This window comes from Balneola sp. (assembly GCA_002694685.1).
Taxonomy (GTDB): domain Bacteria; phylum Bacteroidota; class Rhodothermia; order Balneolales; family Balneolaceae; genus Gracilimonas.
Genome location: NZMW01000002.1, coordinates 113,643 through 131,836, shown reverse-complemented (window position 1 = coordinate 131,836; position 18,194 = coordinate 113,643). Strand labels below are relative to the sequence as shown.

The window sequence follows — 18,194 nt, the reverse complement described above, 5'->3', positions numbered from 1 at the left end:
GATAAGATTTCTACGCTTTAACCCGGCATAAATGCCTTTAACAGGTTCGGACAAGTCTCTCCTTGAGAAGGAGAGATTTAGAGAGGTCGGAGTATAGGGCTTGGAATAGTTGCCGGGCTGTGCAACCTTCTTAGTTTTTAACTTTGGGCGTAAAGAAATAACTCAGAGATAGACCCGAATGTTCTTGGGCCTTAATCAAGCCAAAGCTCCTACAGCGAAATTAGCTTCTACTTTTTTAACGATTTCATCGCCGATGGCAAGTCCGGCGGTAGCTGCGGGACTTGGTGCATTCAGTACATGAATTTGACGATCTACTACTTCGAAGTAGAAGTCATCCAGGATCTCGCCATTGGGTTGAAGTGCCATTGCCCGTATTCCGGCTGGAGAAACTTTGAGGTGTTCTTCCTTAACTTCAGGAATCAATTTCTGTAATCCTTGAACGAATGCTTTTTTAGAAAATGAGCGCTTGTATTCATCCAGTCCCATGCGCCAGTGCTCTTTGGCCATTTTCCAGAAGCCCGGAAAATTAAAGGTCTCTGTAGTATCTTTTAGGTTGAAAGACAGCTTGTTATAGCCCTCTCGCTTGAAGGCAAAAACGGCATTGGGTCCGCATTCAATTCCTCCCAAAGCCATTCGGGTAAAGTGAACTCCCAAAAATGGAAATTCAGGATTGGGCAATGGATATATTAAATCTTTGACGAGGTATTCAGCTTCAGGTTTTAACTCGTAATATTCGCCTTTGAAAGGCACAATTTTTACCGGGGAATGAACACCCGCAAATTTGGCAACGTGATCGGAATAGAGTCCCGCACAATTCACCAGGAATTGTGTTTTAATTTTCTCGCCCCCAGCTTCAACTATAACTTCATTTCCTTTATTCGAAATATTTGAAACAGCACTATTGAATTGAACTTTTCCATTTCCTTCTTCAAGTAGACGCATCAATACACTGCACATTCCGGCATAATCAACAATACCTGAGCAAGGTACATGGATGGCGGCTACTCCTTTTACGTGAGGTTCAAGTTCATTAAGGCGTTTGGCATCAATCAACTCAATGCCTTCAATTTCATTTTTTAGTCCCCGTTCATAAATCTCTTTTAGTTTGGGAATCTCTTTCTCTTCAGATGCCACAATTACCTTGCCACATACTTCAATGGCAACGTCATGTTTTTTGCAAAACTCAACCAGCTGGTGCCGGCCATCCACACAGTTTTTAGCCTTATAGCTTCCCGGTTTGTAGTAGATCCCGGAATGGATAACTCCGGAATTTTTTCCTGTTTGGTGAGCGGCAACAATATCCTCTTTTTCTAAAACAAGGATTTTTGCATCAGGATATTTCAGTGATAATTTATAAGCGGTAGAGAGCCCTACTATTCCAGCTCCAACAATAGTAAAATCGTACATCATGGCTCAAAGATATCATTTATACATAAAAAAAGAGCCCTCAAATTTTTGAGGGCTCTTTTAAGTTTTATCCGATTAGGTTTTAACTATTGCCATTAGCAAAGTCTTCCCAATCTAATTCACCCTGAGGACGACCAATTTGAGAAGGAACACTACCACCGTCAATTGATGTATCGATATCGTCAAGTCGGTCATAGCGACGCATATCTACCCATCGGTGTCCTTCACCCCAAAGAGAGTAACGACGTTGCTTCAACACTTCGTCAATAATTGAGTCTTCATCAACAGGGCCTGTATAGGCACCAACTCCCCAAATAGTTCTGATAGTATTTAAAGCAGTTACTGCATCAGCAAGATTTGTTGCTCCACCTAATCGAGCGTTTGCTTCAGCATATATAAGAATGAGTTCTTCATTTCTTATGAATGGCATATCAGATGTTGCCGAAGCATACTTAGCAATTTGGTAATTTGCTGTGAGGCCTGAGATATCTGCGCTAGTAGCTGGGTTTGTTCGCTGCTCAAACATACGATCTATCCTTAAATCCCCTGCATCTGCTTCATTTATATGCGTTGGGCTGGGTACCATCAAGAGGTTTTGATCGGCATCAGGTACATAATAATATGGGTTGAATTGATCATTTCCTCCAGCAAAGGTATGTGCAGGACCTACCATCAGGTCAGCCTCTGTAGATGCATTCAGATTTAGGAATGAATCACCCAGAGCATCCAATGCATCTTGCCACTCCCCATCATAAATGGCTAGCCTTGCTGCAATAGCACGGTTTACTTCCAACATTGTAGCTGGTGTATTAAAGCCAGAAAAGCCATCTGTCAGTTCAAAATTGAAACTGCTTCCAGCATTCTGAAGCTGAGTTGCTCCATTATCAAGAATAGTTCTGATTTCGCCAAGAGCTTCATCATAACCAAGAAATGCCCCCGGTTCTAATGGTTCACTAAACGATACATCAACTCTGATTCCACCTTGATACTGATGTAATAAAGGAAACTGAAATTGATATCCTTTAATGGTATTGGCAAAACCAAGATATCCATTCTTCTGAGTATCGGTTACACTATTTGTGTTATTGATCGACTCAATCAGAAGGTTAGCTTGTCGTATTGCACCATATGGAGCTTCATATCCACTAGCATCAGCGAAGAAATTAGGATTTTGTTCTGCATCAATACTTCTGGTTGGTAGCTGTAACCAATCAATGGCAAATGTTGGGTCCGAAGTGTTGATGTAATATAGCTCGCGACTCATGGTCCCTGTTAAAGACCACCAATCAGCAGTGCCATTATTATAGTTTCGGTGAACTGATTCAAGGCCAACTACTAAATCTTGTAATTCACCAGGACTTGCGTTGTTAAGAACACCGGTTGTACTTGGGCTGTTTGGGTCAACAACCTCATCTACTTCAAGCAGATCACAGGAAATTGACATAAAAATCAATCCTGTTACTATAAATGTAGTTTTTATTAATCGTTTCATAATAATTTCCTTTTGAGTTTATAGGTCAACTTTTACGCTGAAAAGCACTTTCCGCGAGGTTGGGTAAGGTGTAATATCCACCCGTTGTGCCAGCGCACTTCTACCTGTTGCATTCACTTCAGGATCGTACCCATTGTAGTCTGTGAACATCAGAAGGTTAGTTCCTGATACTCCAACTCGCACGCCACTTAGCGTATTACCTACCGTTTTTTCTAAGAATGATGAGGGAACGGTGTAGTAAAGAGAAGCTTCTCTAAGTTTCACATAAGAGGCGTCTTTCATGAAAGAAAGGGTTCCTCCTTCACGCTGAACAACTTCATCATTGCTGTTAAAGTAATCAGCTGTATTTCCAGCTCCATCCGTCAACAATTGGGAGAGATTAATACCTTCTCCTCCTTTACTCCAATGCACGAGCAGACTTGCTCTAAAGTTTTTCAGGAAGGTAAAGTCGTTGGAAAATGACATCTGAAAATCGGGCTGTAAGTCACCCACTATTTCACGTTCAGCTTGCCCTGGTACAAAACCATAAATCCCTGTTGGTGAAACACCTTCTTCTAATCTGGCTGCACCGAAGGTTGGTGAAGCATAGAACGTATTTGTTTGAGCAGGAATAATTAGATCTGTCAACTCAGTGTCGTTCGTCCACCAAAGTATGCCGGAGTTCCATGTAAAGTCACTGTTTTGAACCGGTATAACATTCAGTCCAATTTCAGTACCTACATTTTCCATCTCAGCAGCATTGGTAGTTATGGTACCCACACCAGTTGATGGCGAAGGAACTAACGGTAAAATCAGGTCTTCAATGGTTTTATTGTATTGCGTAAACTCAAGTGAGACTCGACCCTCAAACAGGGAAAGGTCAACACCATATTCTATTTCTTTGGCTCTTTCCGGTTTCAAGTCAGGGTCAACGTCTGTTCCTGGGGCAACTGCACCACCAGAGGAACCAATGTTTGTTCCACCTAAACTTGAAAAGATAGCACCAAAGTTTGGCAGGCCACCTGTTTCACCATAAGCTACGCGCAACTTAAGCTGACTGACGTCCTCTACTGTCCAGAAGTCAAAATTTGTCAGGTTTGCCGCGAGAGAAGCTTTAGGGTAAAAATAGAACTCACTTTCATCTAAGTTCAGTGTTGACTTGTCCCATCGGCCACCAACAGTAGCAATCAGTTGATCAGCAAAGTTGATCTCTTCCTGAAGAAAAACACCTAAATCAGTAACCTCGGTGAAGTTCTGATTGGCTGTAACCTGAGCTGCATTCCCAACATTTGTTTGCCCAGGCAATAAGCCTTGGCCTCGAATTCGATCGAGTGAAATGCTTTGATCGTAGCGGGAAACACCTGCCTGAGTACTTAAGTCGAAATTGCCCAGATCGGTTCCCACGGTTGTATTAAATAAAAATACTGCCTGCAAGTTAGTATTAAGCACTTCTTGCGTTGTATGAATTACGTCACCGGGATTGATAGCCGCGGTACGCTGAAACTGCATAAATTCCGGAAAATAAATAATGGAATTAGCATTGGTATAATCAAGGCCTCCATCAACCTTAAGGCTGGCAAGGGAGGATTCATTTTGAAATAAATCTGCTTCTAATGCTACAGACTGCAAGAAGCGATTAACTTCCTGATTATTTGTTGCCACATCAATTAATCGAAGCGGGTTCTCACCAAAATATGGAGTATCAGGATAGGTACCATCCGGGTTTTGCTTAATAATATTATACGCATAGTTAGGATGTGCGGATAAGGAGTAACCTATCGACCCTCCGGTATTATTCTGGTTACCAGTGAAACCCCTGTCACTATCCGTATAAATGTAATTCGAATTGCTGGAAACGCGGAATCTTTGTGTTATTGAATGATCAATATTTGCTCGAATTGAGTTTCGCTCAAATCCGGTTTTTTTAATTATTCCGTCCTCAACATCAATACCACCTGAAATGTAATAGCGTGTTTTTGAGTTTCCACCTGATACACTCACCTGAGTATTATTTATTAGGCCAGTATTTCCATAAACCTCTTTTTCAAGATCTTTTACATTACCAGCAGCTTGTGCGTCATTAAGCCTTTGTCGTTCCCGAACTGCAGCAGCAGAACCAGCACCGTAGAAAGCATCTATTCTTTCCTCAGTCCAATCTGTTCTGCCAAGCAAATTTAAGGCATTGTTAAAACCTACTTCCTGCTTAATGGATACCTGAGTTTCTCCGGCAACACCTTGTTTGGTGTTAATAATGATTACACCAGCATTAGCTCTGGCACCATAAATAGCAGCAGCAGAAGCCCCTTTTAGTACTTCAATACTCTGAATTTCATCAGGGTTTATATCAGCAAGTCGGTTTGCAACATCATCCTGACTATTTCCACCGGCACCACTTACAGCAGAACGTCCGGTAGTAAGAAATTCATTATTCACATATACACCATCAATAATATAAAGTGGCTGAGAACCTCCGGCTCCCAAAGTACTTACTCCACGAAGCTGAACATTAAACCCACCACCTGGAGCTCCACTATATGATGTGATTTGCACTCCGGGAATCTTTCCCTGTAAGGCGTTATCAATGGTCTCCGGTTGTGTTCGCTCAGCTATATCTTCAGCTGAAATTGAAGCCACTGAATTTGCCAAGTTTGCCCTTTTAACAGAAGAGGCTAAACCCGTAACAACCAGTTCTTCAAGATTAGCAACATCAGCGCGCATCTCGACATCGAGGGTAACTTCCCCACTTGTGCCTGATACATCTACATTCTGAGTGACGTAACCAATAGAAGAAAATCGTAAACTAGTCTCACCTGAGGGTAATTCAAGAGTGTATTCTCCTTCAATATCTGTTGAAGTACCTGTATTGGTATTAGCGTCAAAAATAGTGACACCAACTAAGGTTTCTCCGGTTGCGGCATCTGTTACCGTACCGGATACTGTGTACTGAGCTATTGCTACCTGTGCACAAAAGAGTGTGACAGAAAGAACAGCCAGAAATCGTATATAGTAGCTTTTTTTCATTGTGTTCTCGTTTGGTTAGTAGTTAATTATGATCATTCTGAATGGAGATATGAAGCTTTCTCCGAACGACCATATGCTTATAAAAAATCATTAATAATTAATAAAAAATTAAACAATGACTGGTTCCACACAAAATAACATATTTAAACACAATTGCACGTAGATTCTAATGCGTTAATATCATGGCTTTAATTACTTAGATTTCTATTACTTAACACTTCAGGCTCAATCTATATCATGAGCTCACCCATTCACTTCATCTGTCTTAATCATACAAATTGTAGTGGAATCCTTTTTCCTTGGCTATTCCCCTTTTTTGAGAACTAAATCGTATCTTTATTGATTGTACTGTTATAATTCACATAAGCATTTTATGATCTACTTAAGAACTGCCTGTTCAGTTTTATTTTTAACAGCATTATTTGTTTCCTGTAATTCTAACGTCAGGGAAAATCCGCGTGATTTAACGGAAGAAGAGCAACGAATTGATAGTGTAATCTGGAATTCAAGTTTTCAAGACCTGGATGGAAATGAAGTTACCATTGCTGACCTTGAAGGAAAGGTGGTCCTAATTGATTTCTGGGAAACCTGGTGCGGACCTTGCTTACAGGTTTTTCCGGCTATGGACTCTCTACAGAATGAATACCCTGATGACTTTGTTGTATTAGCAGTGAACCTAACTAGTTCTGATACCATCGAGGAAGTTCGATCTTTTAAAGAGAAAAACGATTATGAGTTTGAGTATGTAGCCGATGCTAATGGAGTTGGCGATCAAGTAATATCCCTTGGCATCCCCTTTAAGGTATTTGTAGATCCACAGGGATATTTAATCAAAGCCGAACTTGGATTAACTGGCAGGGATTATCAAGACACCAAAGAAATTATAGAACAAAACAAAACATCATAGATATATGCCACAAGTAAAAGAACAAGAAAAACTAGCTTACAAAGTAAAAGATATTTCTCAGGCCCATTACGGTCGTCAGGAAATTGAACTCGCTGAAGCGGAAATGCCGGGATTGATGGCCATCCGTGAAGAGTACAAAGAAGAACAGCCTTTAAAGGGAGCTCGAATTGCTGGATGCCTCCATATGACTATCCAGACCGCGGTACTTATTGAAACTTTAGTTGACCTGGGCGCTGATGTAACCTGGTCTTCCTGCAACATTTACTCTACACAAGATCACGCTGCAGCCGCTATTGCTGAAGCCGGCATCCCCGTTTATGCCTGGAAAGGAATGACGGAAGAAGAGTTTGACTGGTGTATCGAGCAAACTCTTTTCTTCCCTGACGGAGAGCCTTTAAATATGATCCTTGATGATGGCGGTGACCTGACTAACATGGTCTTGGATCGCTACCCTGAATTAGTTGATGGTATCAACGGAATTTCTGAAGAAACTACCACAGGTGTTCTTCGCCTGATTGAACGTGAGCGAAAAGGCACACTTTCTCTTCCTGCGATTAATGTTAACGACTCTGTTACAAAATCTAAGTTTGATAACAAGTATGGCTGCCGTGAATCTGCAGCTGATGCTATCCGTCGTGCCACTGATGTAATGATGGCTGGAAAAGTAGCCGTTATTGCAGGTTATGGCGATGTAGGGAAAGGAACCGCTGCTTCACTGCAAGGCGCCGGAGCCCGTGTGATTGTAACTGAAATCGATCCGATTTGTGCGCTTCAGGCTGCAATGGATGGTTTTGAAGTGAAGACGATGGACAACGCCGCTGAAGAAGGCGATATTTTTGTAACCGCCACAGGTAACAAAGACATCATTAAAGACCGTCATTTCAAAAAAATGAAAGACAAAGCCATCGTTGGAAACATCGGTCACTTTGACAATGAAATTGACGTAGCTTGGTTGAAGCAAAACGCGAAAGAAGAGAATATTAAACCACAGGTTGATCTCTTCACCATGAATGACTCTGGTAAGCAGGTTGTATTACTTTCTCAAGGTCGCTTAATGAATCTTGGGAATGCAACAGGCCACCCTTCTTTTGTAATGAGTAACAGCTTTGCTAACCAAACTCTTGCACAGATAGCACTATGGAATCGTCCGGAAGAATTTGAGCCGGGTGTACACGTACTGCCTAAATCTTTAGATGAGAAAGTAGCGAGACTACACCTGTCCAAAATTGGTGTAGAGCTTGAAACACTTACTGAAGAACAAGCCGACTATATCGGTGTTCCGATTACAGGACCTTACAAATCAGATCAATACCGCTATTAAGATAAGTAGCTGACGATACTGATCTGTTTGATCAATTTTAATCCCACATTATTCATTTAATGTGGGATTTTTTTATTTATTCTTTTCGTGGAAGTATTCAGCAGCTTCATCCAGTGTACGGAAGTGATTAAATACTTTAATCAGTTGTGTTACCATTAACAGACTTTCAATCTTCTTATCTGCCTGACAAATAACCAATTCGCCACCAGCATTTTTCATAGTTGTCAGCCCGCCAATCAAAATCCCAAGTCCTGAAGAGTTGATAAACTTCACTTTTCCGAGATCGACGATAATATCTTTTTTATCGTTTTCAATGAGTTCGTGGAGCTCGTTCCTGAATTCCTCTGCATCAGGTCCGCCCATTAAATTCCCCTTAAACGTAATCACCACACAATTGTACCGTTCCGAAATGTCGTATTTCATAATCTTGATGCTTGTTTTAAAATGAAACTAAACAAACTAAAAAGTGGCATAAAAATCCACTCATCAATATTAAAGTTATAGTTTTGATATCAGATATTTTCTATTAGCTTATTTTGGCTACAGAATTGGGTACAAATGCTTCAGTATTATTGTCTATCGTCATAATCAAAGCACTTTCTTTAGCTAAGGGTATTTTTGGGGATTATAAATAGGTAATCCCTATAACAATCAGTGGCGTACAATTGGAGATTAGAATGGGGAAGCAGGAAGCGTCAGAGCTATTAAAGCAACGGGAAGCTGAATTAAGTGTAATCAACAGCATCCAAAAAGCACTGGTTGCCGAAACCAGTCTTAAAGGGATTTATGATTTGGTAGGGGGAAAAATCCGGGATTTGTTTGATGCTCAAATTGCTTCCTTATCTACCTTTGACTTTGATAACAACACAGAAGTATTCCATTACATCTTTGAGGATGGTGAGCGCTATTATCTTGATCCCCGGCCTATTGATACCTTTCGGCAAATACTAATCGACAATCATCAACTGATATACCTTGCTGAAGATGTTGATGCAAAGTGGACGGAGTTAACCGGAGAAGAGCCTTCTGTAATTCCGGGGACTAAACTCACCAAATCAGCACTATACGTTCCAATGACGATTGGAAGTGAAGTTCGTGGCTATGTTAGTCTTCAGAATGTAGATCGTGAACATGCCTTCAGCGAGTCGGATGTTCAGCTGCTCAGCACCATCACAAATAGTATAAGTGTGGCTCTGGAAAATGCCCGGCTCTTTGACGAAACCGAACAGCGGAATGCTGAACTGGCGGTAATCAACAGTGTACAGCAGGGGCTTGTAGCCGAAATGGATCTTCAGGGCATTTACGATCTGGTAGGCGACAAAATCCGCGACCTTTTTGACTCACAGGTTACCGTGATAGCTGAGTTTGATGTAGAGAATAAAATAGAACATTTCCATTATGTATTTGAAGATGGGAAACGGTTTTATCCCGACCCAAGGAAATTTGATGGCTTACGCGATGCCCTTATTTCTACTCAAGAATTAATCCATATTAATGACAACGCAGCTAAAACGATTAAAGAATATGGAGCAAGTGGCGAGGCGGCTCCGGGTACCGTGTTCCCCGAATCCATGGTTTATGTACCCCTCATTTTGGGGGATAAAGTCCGTGGCTATGTAAGTCTTCAAAATTTAGATCGCGAATTTGCTTTTAGCGATTCAGACGTCCGCTTATTGAGTACGCTTGCCAACAGTATGAGTGTGGCTCTGGAAAATGCCCGGCTGTTTAATGAAACGGAGCAGCGAAATGCAGAACTGGCCGTAATTAACAGTGTTCAGCAAGGACTTGTAGCTGAAATGGATATGCAGGGGATTTATGATTTAGTAGGTGAAAAAGTCCGTGTTCTATTTGATGCCCAGGGGGTGATCATTGCAACCTTCAATCATGAAACGGAGCAAGAACATTTTCAATACGCTTTTGAGAATGGGGAACGGGTTGAGCCCAGCCCCCGACCGTATGATAAAATTCGGAAGCGACTTATCAGCACCCAAAAGCTGATTAACATCGAGGAAAATGCTAAGGAAGCCTACACTACTATTACCGGAGAAGCTCCACAGGCCGTTCCGGGAACCACCTTCCCAAAATCGATGCTATATGTCCCTCTTAAGGTTGGGGATGTTGTTCGTGGATACGTAAGTCTTCAAAATATTGATAAAGAACATGCTTTTAGTGACTCTGATGTTCGCCTTTTAAGCACGCTTGCCAACAGCATGAGTGTGGCACTTGAGAATGCCCGCCTCTTTAATGAAACGGAACAGCGTAATGCAGAATTAGCTGTAATCAATAGCGTGCAGCAGGGACTTGTAGCTGAGATGGATATGCAGGGGATTTATGACCTTGCCGGAGATCAGATCCGTAAGGTCTTTGATGCTCAGGTGGTAGGCATCTATACCATTAATGTAGAAGAAGGAATGGAATACTTTAAGTATCTCTATGAAGATGGAAGCCGAATTTATCCATCTCCCCGAAAACTCGATAAGGTTAGAGAACAGCTCATAGAAACCAAGGATCTCATACTTATTAATGAGGATCTTTCTGCCAAAGTTGAAGAAATTACAGGGAAAGTTGCGAAGGCTGTTCCCGGCACCAAACTGCCAAAATCTATCCTTTTTGTTCCAATGGTGGTTGGCGACATGATTCGCGGTTATGTTAGTCTTCAAAATCTGGATAAGGAGCACGCTTTCAGCGACTCCGATGTGCGATTGCTCAGCACGCTGGTGAATAGCATGAGTGTTGCTCTTGAGAATGCCCGGCTTTTCAATGAGACGAACCGACTGCTTGCCGAAACTGAACAACGAAATGCTGAATTGGCTGTCATCAACAGCGTACAGGAAGGCTTGGTGCGGGAAATGGATATGCAGGCTATTTACAGCCTCGTTGGGAATCGAATATGTGAGGTACTGAATACTCAAACCATGCTCATCCGAACCTTCGATCATGATAAAGAAATTGAAGCCTGGGAATACGCTATCGAAAATGGAGAGCGACTTTATATAGAACCCCGTCCGTTTATTTGGGCCAACAAGCACCTCATCAAAACCAAGGAAGCGTTACTAATTAATGAAGACTACATAGACACCGCAAAGAAATATGGGGATACCGAAAGCGGTGTAACGAAAGGCCTGGCTCCTAAATCAGCTATCTTTGTGCCCATGATTGTTGGTGATAAAGTTATGGGATCCATCAGTTTGCAAAATGTTGAGAAAGAGCATGCCTTCAATGAATCTGATGTAAGATTACTCACAACACTTACCAACAGTATGAGTGTGGCCCTGGAAAATGCCCGCCTCTTTAATGAAACCACCCGATTACTTGCAGAGACTGAACAACGTGCTGCTGAGCTTCAAACCGTAAATAGCATCAGTAAGGCGATTGTAGCCCAGTTGGAAGTGGATGCTTTATTTAAGCTGGTTGGTGAAAAAATGCGAGATACTTTTAAAGCGGATATTGTATATCTCGCGATCCATGACCGGAAATCGGACATGCTTCATTTCCCTTATTACTACGGGGATAAAGCTGAATCCCGTCCATTTGGAAATGGGATTACCGAGAAAATTATTACCAGCAAAGAACCGTTGCTTGTAAACCATGATCTGGATGAAACCTACGACAAGATCAAGGCCGAGAAGAAAGGTGAAATGGTGGAGTCCTATCTCGGGGTTCCAATCGTAGCCGGCAAGAAATCACTGGGCGTAATCAGTGTGCAAAGTAAAGAACAGGAAAATCGGTTTAGTGAATCAGATCTTCGCCTCCTCTCCACTATCGCCGCTAATGTAGGTATTGCCGTTCAAAATGCAGAGGCCTATCAAAAACTTCAGTCTGCCTTAAATGATTTACGTGCCGCTCAGGAACAATTGGTACAACAAGAGAAGCTGGCATCATTAGGTCAGCTTACCGCAGGAATTGCACACGAGATAAAAAACCCTCTCAACTTTGTAAACAACTTTTCAGATTTAAGCATTGAACTTATTGCTGAAGTCCGTGAAGAGCTCGCCAAGTTTAATGAGAAATCAGAGGATGTAGATGATATCCTGAATGATATCGAGATGAACCTCAAAAAAATTCACCAGCATGGCACTCGTGCCGATGGTATCGTGAAATCCATGCTTCAGCATTCCCGCGGCGGAAGCGGAAATATGGAGCCGGTAGATTTAAATCAGTTGGTAAAAGAATATGTAAACCTTGCCTTTCATGGGATGCGGGCAAGTAAGAATCCTATCAACGTAGATATTGATGTACAGCTTGAAGATAACGTCGGAAAAGTGCCGATGATCTTTGAAGACTTCAGCCGGGTGATCCTGAACTTATGTAATAATGCTTTTGATGCCATGAGGGATAAGCTGAAAGCGCTCAAAGATTCCGACGAAAATTATAAGCCAAAGCTCACGGTAACTACAAGCAAAGCAGGTAACTCCATTACCATTCTTGTAGAAGATAACGGGCCGGGAATTCCGGAGCATCTTAAAGCACAGGTTCTTCAGCCATTCTTTACTACCAAAAAAGGAACCGAAGGTACCGGCCTCGGTCTTTCCATCACAAACGATGTTATAAAAGCCCATGGCGGGGAGTTAGACCTCTCCTCCGAAGCCAGTAGCGGAACTACATTCATTATTAAGATTCCACAAAGCTAATTATTGATGGAAGTCTTTAAGATGAACGTATTAGATGAAGCTTATGAATAATTTATTTCTTTTCCTTATTTGCTTCTTATGGACTCCTTCAGCTCAGGATTCATCGGTCGTTGAGCTATCAAAAAATATGTTTGAGAGTCATCAAAGATTAAATCTTGCTTCACTGGATGGATGGATTTTTAAAGAGGGAAATTCCCCTAACAGAGCTGATCCGGAACTCGATGTTTCAGATTGGAAGTCTTTCCGGCCGGTAGAGTTGTCTGCAGAAATGGAAGATGGAACCGGTCGTCTGGAGGGTTGGTTCAGGATTTCCTTTAAACTTGACAGCACCTTCTCTGGAATGCCGCTTGCTATCAGTCGGGATTTATGGGCAGCGACTGATATTTATTTAAATGGAAAGTTATTCCATTCCTTTGGGGATACTGGAAATCCCTATTCCGCCTACAATCCTTACCTCGAGTACCCGGTACCCATTGAATTAGAAATTGGAAAGGAATACATCATGGCAGTTCATTTCGTTGATTATGAGACCACTTTTACTCAGCGGGAATTACGGTTGAAACCGGTATACCTTAAAGACTTCCTTAATCTGACTGGCCCGGAGTATGATGACTTTGTAACCAATGACAGACGCTCGGCATATGTTTTTGGCGCCCTGACCATATCCATCAGTTTTCTGCTCTTTTTCCTTTTCTGGTTGCTCGTATTTCTGAATCCGAAGCAGAGCATTTTTAAGTGGATCGCCTGGATGACCACCTTTACCCTATTGGCGGCAATCGGAAGCTTCTTCCAATTTTTCAATGAACTAAGCTATACCGAGGAAAAAATACGGTTCATCATCGTCATATCTTTACAGCCTATTTCCACCATATTCGGCTTGTTAATCCTTGAATGGTTGTTAACCTCCAGGGTTTCAACCTTTGTTAAGTCTCTGGTAGTTGCCATTTTGGTGACTAACTTATTCGCTCATTTATTCTCCATATCCTGGCCTTTTGGGGTCGCCTTCTTTACGATGATCGGATATTATACCTATCTGATTGTTCAATATAAAAACCAGATTAAGGGTTCTTTATGGGCGGTGGTAGCGGCCATGATATTCCAGGTGGTCGTAGCCTCTATATATATAACGGTCCATAAATATTCCTTGGATCTTTTCAATGAGTACGACAAACTCATGACTTCCATGCTTCAGCTGGGGACCCCTTTATTGCTATTGGGCTATATATCTATTCGATTCAGGGAAACGCTCGATTCCGTTAAGGAAGAAGCAGATAAAGTGCTTAAAGTTACAGAGGAGAAGAAAGAGCTTCTACAGAATCAGAATTTGATTCTTGAACAACAGGTAGAGACTCGCACCAAAGAGCTTAAAGATTCTCTTGAGGAACTCAAAGCAACACAGGATCAACTCGTTCAACAAGAAAAACTAGCTTCCCTCGGCCAGCTTACCGCAGGTATCGCCCATGAGATTAAAAACCCGCTGAATTTTGTGAATAATTTTTCCGATTTGAGCATAGAGTTGATTGAGGAGACAAGGGAAGAGCTGTCAGCTTTCAGACGTCAGCTCTCAGAGGGAAAAAATGCCGATATAAATCAGGAAAATTCCCCCTTTGAAGGGGGACGGGATTTATCCGCTGATCAATCACCGGGGGATGTAAGCCATCTGGATGAAGCCCTTGAAATCCTCAACGACATCGAAACCAACCTCCGCAAAATCCACCAGCACGGCACACGCGCCGACTCTATTGTTAAATCCATGCTGGAGCATAGCCGGGGCGGTTCCGGGAAATTAGAACCGACTGACCTAAACAGCTTGCTCAAAGAATATGTGAACCTGAGTTTCCATGGCATGCGCGCCGGTAAAGATCCTATCAATGTAGACCTTCAATTTGATTTCGATGAATCCATTACAGTAGTCCCACTGATAGCTGAAGATTTTAGCCGGGTGATTATAAATCTGAGTAATAATGCTTTTGATGCGATGAGGGAGAAGCTGAATTCAAAAGAATACAAACCGAAGTTAACGATTCGAACCCGGCAAACTGATTCCGGCACTACTATTGAAATACAAGATAATGGGGGCGGTATTCCGGAGGAGATGAGGGACAAAATTATGCAGCCGTTTTTTACGACAAAGAAAGGCACGGAAGGTACAGGGCTTGGGCTTAGCATCACCAATGATATTGTAAAGGCCCATGGTGGGAATATGGACATTCGCTCAAAACCGGGACAAACGGTTTTCACTATCAAACTTAACGGGTAATTCTATGCTGAAATTCTTCCGCACCATCCGAAAAAAATTAATGGATAGCCCATGAAACTAAGTCAACAACAGATTATAGAGGGCTTCGTATGGACGCCGTGAGAAAAAATTTATTGGAAGAGACCTATGAACGCATCATCAATGTTGGGCTTTGCATCGTGCCCTATGAAGATTTATCAGATATCGCTGCCCCTGAACTGATGTTTTTTGGCACTACCAAAGATGAAAAGGTTTTCTCATTCAGCGAATTGGACGCGATGTTTAAATCTCAGTACGAACAGATGGACGGATTTGTGAATTCACTTGATCGCAAACGACTTTTCACTCGAACATCGAATGATGGGAAAAACGCATTTATCACAGAAGAAGTAACCCTTACCATGACTTCCCCCGAAGAAGTGAACACCATTTTTATGAGGTGCAGCTGCGTAATGGAATACATAGTCAACCAGTGGAAACTAACCCACTTGCATGCCTCAACTCCGGTAGATACAGAGAATGATCACTGGCACATGGAGGAGTGGAAACGGGAAAATGAGAAGCTTCAAAAGCTCGTTGATCAACAAACAGCAGACCTTCAAGACAAATACAGGGAGCTGGAAATCGAAGCCGCCCTGGAACGCGTACGTGCCCGAACGATGGCGATGCAGCATAGTGATGAGCTGATGGAAACATCAGAGCTAATGTTTGAACAGATCAAAAATCTGGGCATCGAACTTTGGTCATGTGGATTTAGTCTTTGGTATGATGATGACAGTTACTTTCTGGGATACAACCCCGGCCCGGATGGAAAAATGGGTGAGCCTCTCAGAATACCGCTGACAGAGGACGACTTTTTTACAACCATCCGCGAGGCGAAACGCAGAGGTGACGAGTTCCTTGTTTTTGAATCCGAGGGAGATTCCCTGAAGGAAACCTACCGTTATATGGATACCCTGCCGGTTGTGGGAGAAACGATGCGCGGTTTTGTTGAAGCCGGATATCCCCTGCCAACCTACCAGGTAACACACTGTGGGTTCTTTTCAAATGGACATTTGATGTTCATCTTACAAGAGAAAAACCCTGAAGCTACCGAGATCTTCCAGCGATTCACCAAGGTCTTTAATCAAACCTATACCCGCTTCCTGGACCTCCAAAAAGCCGAAACACAGGCGCGGGAAACAGAGATTGAGTTGGCATTGGAAAGGGTTCGTGCCCGGACGATGTCAATGCAAAAATCCGAAGAACTTGCAGATGTAGCATTTGTACTCTTTGAACAACTAAGAGGATTGGGCGGTAATCTTTGGGGCACCGGCTTTGGATTGTGTAAAGAAAATAGAGACAAGGATGAGTTTTGGTTCGCTAACGAAAACGGCGTCTTCCCTCCTGTTTCTATTCCAAACACCGTGGATCCTGCTCACAAAAAAATGTATGATGGATGGAAAAATGAGATAGAATTTCTGGCAATTGAAGGAACCGGACAAGAACTGAAAAACCATTACGAGTACATGATGACACTCCCTGAGGTCAGGCCGTTTTTCCAGAAGATCCTGGATGAAGGACTCTCTTTTCCGGAATGGCAGCAGTGGAATGCCGCCTATTTTACACACGGCTACCTGTTAATTATTACGCTCGAACCGTATTCGGATCAGGAGATCCTTAAACGATTTGCCAGAGTCTTTGATCAGACCTACACACGCTTTTTGGATCTGCAAAAGGCTGAGGCACAGGCGAGAGAAGCCCAGATTGAACTATCAATGGAGCGCATTAGGGCACAAGTTACATCTATGCAGGAATCTTCCGACTTGCTGGATATTGTGGTGACTATGCGGACTGAATTTGTGAATTTGGGCCACGAGGCTCACTATTTCTGGCATATGCGATGGCTGACGGATCACTATAAAAAAGCGATGACTTCGGGTGACGGTACAAAAATTGGAATGGTGATGACTCTTCCCCGCCACATTCACGGTGACATTGAGCCTGTTGCAAAATGGGAGAAAAGCGATGAATCCACTTATGTTTTAGCCATGGAGGTAGATGAGGCTGTCGATTATATAGATAAGATGATCACATTGGGGGACTTTGAAAAGGTAGATCCGCAAGCGCCCACGCTGGATGATATCCGGCACATCGGCGGACTCACATTCATCATGGCCCGTACTACGCACGGTGAAATCGGCTACAGTTTACCCGGTGTGGTTCCAAAGCCTCCAACAGACGCCCTGGATACATTAGTAAGCTTCGCTGGTGTTTTTGATCTCGCTTACAAACGTTTTGAGGATTTGAAAGCTGCCGAACAACAGGCCCTTCTGATCCGTGAAGAACGCGATCGTCTGGAGATTGCACTGAAGGAATTACATGCCACTCAGGATCAGCTTATTCAGCAGGAAAAATTAGCCTCACTTGGACAACTCACGGCCGGTATCGCCCATGAGATAAAAAACCCGCTGAACTTCGTAAATAATTTCTCGGATTTGAGTGTGGAGCTGATTGAGCAAACGAAAGAAGAGCTTTCAGCTCTTAGCGATCAGCTCTCAGCGGAGGACCGGGAGAAGGTGGATGAAGTTCTTGAAATCCTCAGTGATATTGACTCAAATCTTCGCAAAATCCACCAGCATGGCACGCGCGCTGATTCTATTGTGAAATCCATGTTAGAACACAGTCGTGGTGGTTCAGGCAAAGTAGAGGCTACTGACCTTAATTCTTTATTAAAAGAGTTTGTGACCCTGAGTTTCCATGGTATGCGGGCGGGTAAAGATCCTATCAATGTAGATCTTAAATTTGATCTCGATGAATCTATTACAGAAGTCCCACTTATCGCGGAAGATTTTAGCCGGGTGATTATCAACCTGAGTAATAATGCTTTTGATGCGATGAGGGAGAAGCTGTCAGCTGACGGTGGACAGCTTTCAGAAAATCTGGGGCAAAAATATAAGCCTAAACTGACCATCCGCACTATCAAAGAGAATCAAGCAACTTTCATAGAAATTCAGGATAATGGATTCGGAATCTCTGAAGATATAAAGGACAAGATTCTACAGCCTTTCTTCACTACCAAAAAGGGGACCGAAGGAACGGGGTTAGGACTTAGCATTACCAATGATATTATAAAAGCGCACGGTGGAAGTTTAGAGGTTACCACCAAACAAAATGAGGGTACAACCTTTACTATTAAACTGCCCACAGGTGGGTAA

9 protein-coding genes are annotated in these 18,194 nt (G+C 42.6%); 5 read left to right on the top strand and 4 right to left on the bottom strand.

The genetic code is table 11. The features are described from left to right. Positions 1 to 195: 195 nt before the first annotated feature. From CL667_04440 to CL667_04430, 3 genes are all read right to left on the bottom strand, one after another. Positions 196 to 1,407, bottom strand: coding sequence for an L-2-hydroxyglutarate oxidase (locus CL667_04440; GenBank protein MAL16941.1), 1,212 nt, complete (start codon positions 1,405 to 1,407; stop codon positions 196 to 198). 82 nt (positions 1,408 to 1,489) lie between these two features. Next, positions 1,490 to 2,899 (bottom strand): RagB/SusD family nutrient uptake outer membrane protein, encoded by a 1,410-nt coding sequence (locus tag CL667_04435; protein MAL16940.1) that lies wholly within the window; start codon positions 2,897 to 2,899, stop codon positions 1,490 to 1,492. A gap of 18 nt (positions 2,900 to 2,917) precedes the next feature. After that, the gene (locus CL667_04430) at positions 2,918 to 5,899 is read right to left on the bottom strand and encodes a SusC/RagA family protein (protein ID MAL16939.1); all 2,982 of its coding nucleotides are present in this window, start codon (positions 5,897 to 5,899) and stop codon (positions 2,918 to 2,920) included. A 373-nt stretch (positions 5,900 to 6,272) separates the two neighbouring features. Here CL667_04430 and CL667_04425 point away from each other — a divergent pair, with 373 nt between their 5' ends. Both CL667_04425 and CL667_04420 read left to right on the top strand, forming a co-directional pair. Further along, positions 6,273 to 6,806: a hypothetical protein gene (locus tag CL667_04425; GenBank protein MAL16938.1), complete on the top strand. Its 534-nt coding sequence runs from the start codon at positions 6,273 to 6,275 to the stop codon at positions 6,804 to 6,806. Positions 6,807 to 6,810: 4 nt separating this feature from the next. After that, positions 6,811 to 8,127, top strand: a complete 1,317-nt coding sequence (locus tag CL667_04420) for an adenosylhomocysteinase (GenBank protein ID MAL16937.1) — start codon at positions 6,811 to 6,813, stop codon at positions 8,125 to 8,127. A gap of 72 nt (positions 8,128 to 8,199) precedes the next feature. Here the strand turns inward: CL667_04420 and CL667_04415 are convergent, their stop codons facing one another. Further along, positions 8,200 to 8,550 carry an anti-anti-sigma factor gene (locus tag CL667_04415; protein MAL16936.1) on the bottom strand — a complete coding sequence of 117 codons (351 nt, stop codon included), beginning with the start codon at positions 8,548 to 8,550 and terminating at the stop codon, positions 8,200 to 8,202. A gap of 254 nt (positions 8,551 to 8,804) precedes the next feature. Here CL667_04415 and CL667_04410 point away from each other — a divergent pair, with 254 nt between their 5' ends. The 3 genes from CL667_04410 to CL667_04400 all read left to right on the top strand — a co-directional run bounded on the left by CL667_04410 (position 8,805) and on the right by CL667_04400 (position 18,194). Further along, positions 8,805 to 12,758 carry a hypothetical protein gene (locus CL667_04410; GenBank protein MAL16935.1) on the top strand — a complete coding sequence of 1,318 codons (3,954 nt, stop codon included), beginning with the start codon at positions 8,805 to 8,807 and terminating at the stop codon, positions 12,756 to 12,758. 34 nt (positions 12,759 to 12,792) lie between these two features. Continuing rightward, positions 12,793 to 15,018 (top strand): hypothetical protein, encoded by a 2,226-nt coding sequence (locus CL667_04405; GenBank protein MAL16934.1) that lies wholly within the window; start codon positions 12,793 to 12,795, stop codon positions 15,016 to 15,018. An 89-nt stretch (positions 15,019 to 15,107) separates the two neighbouring features. After that, on the top strand, positions 15,108 to 18,194 hold the full coding sequence (locus tag CL667_04400) for a hypothetical protein (protein MAL16933.1): 3,087 nt from the start codon (positions 15,108 to 15,110) through the stop codon (positions 18,192 to 18,194).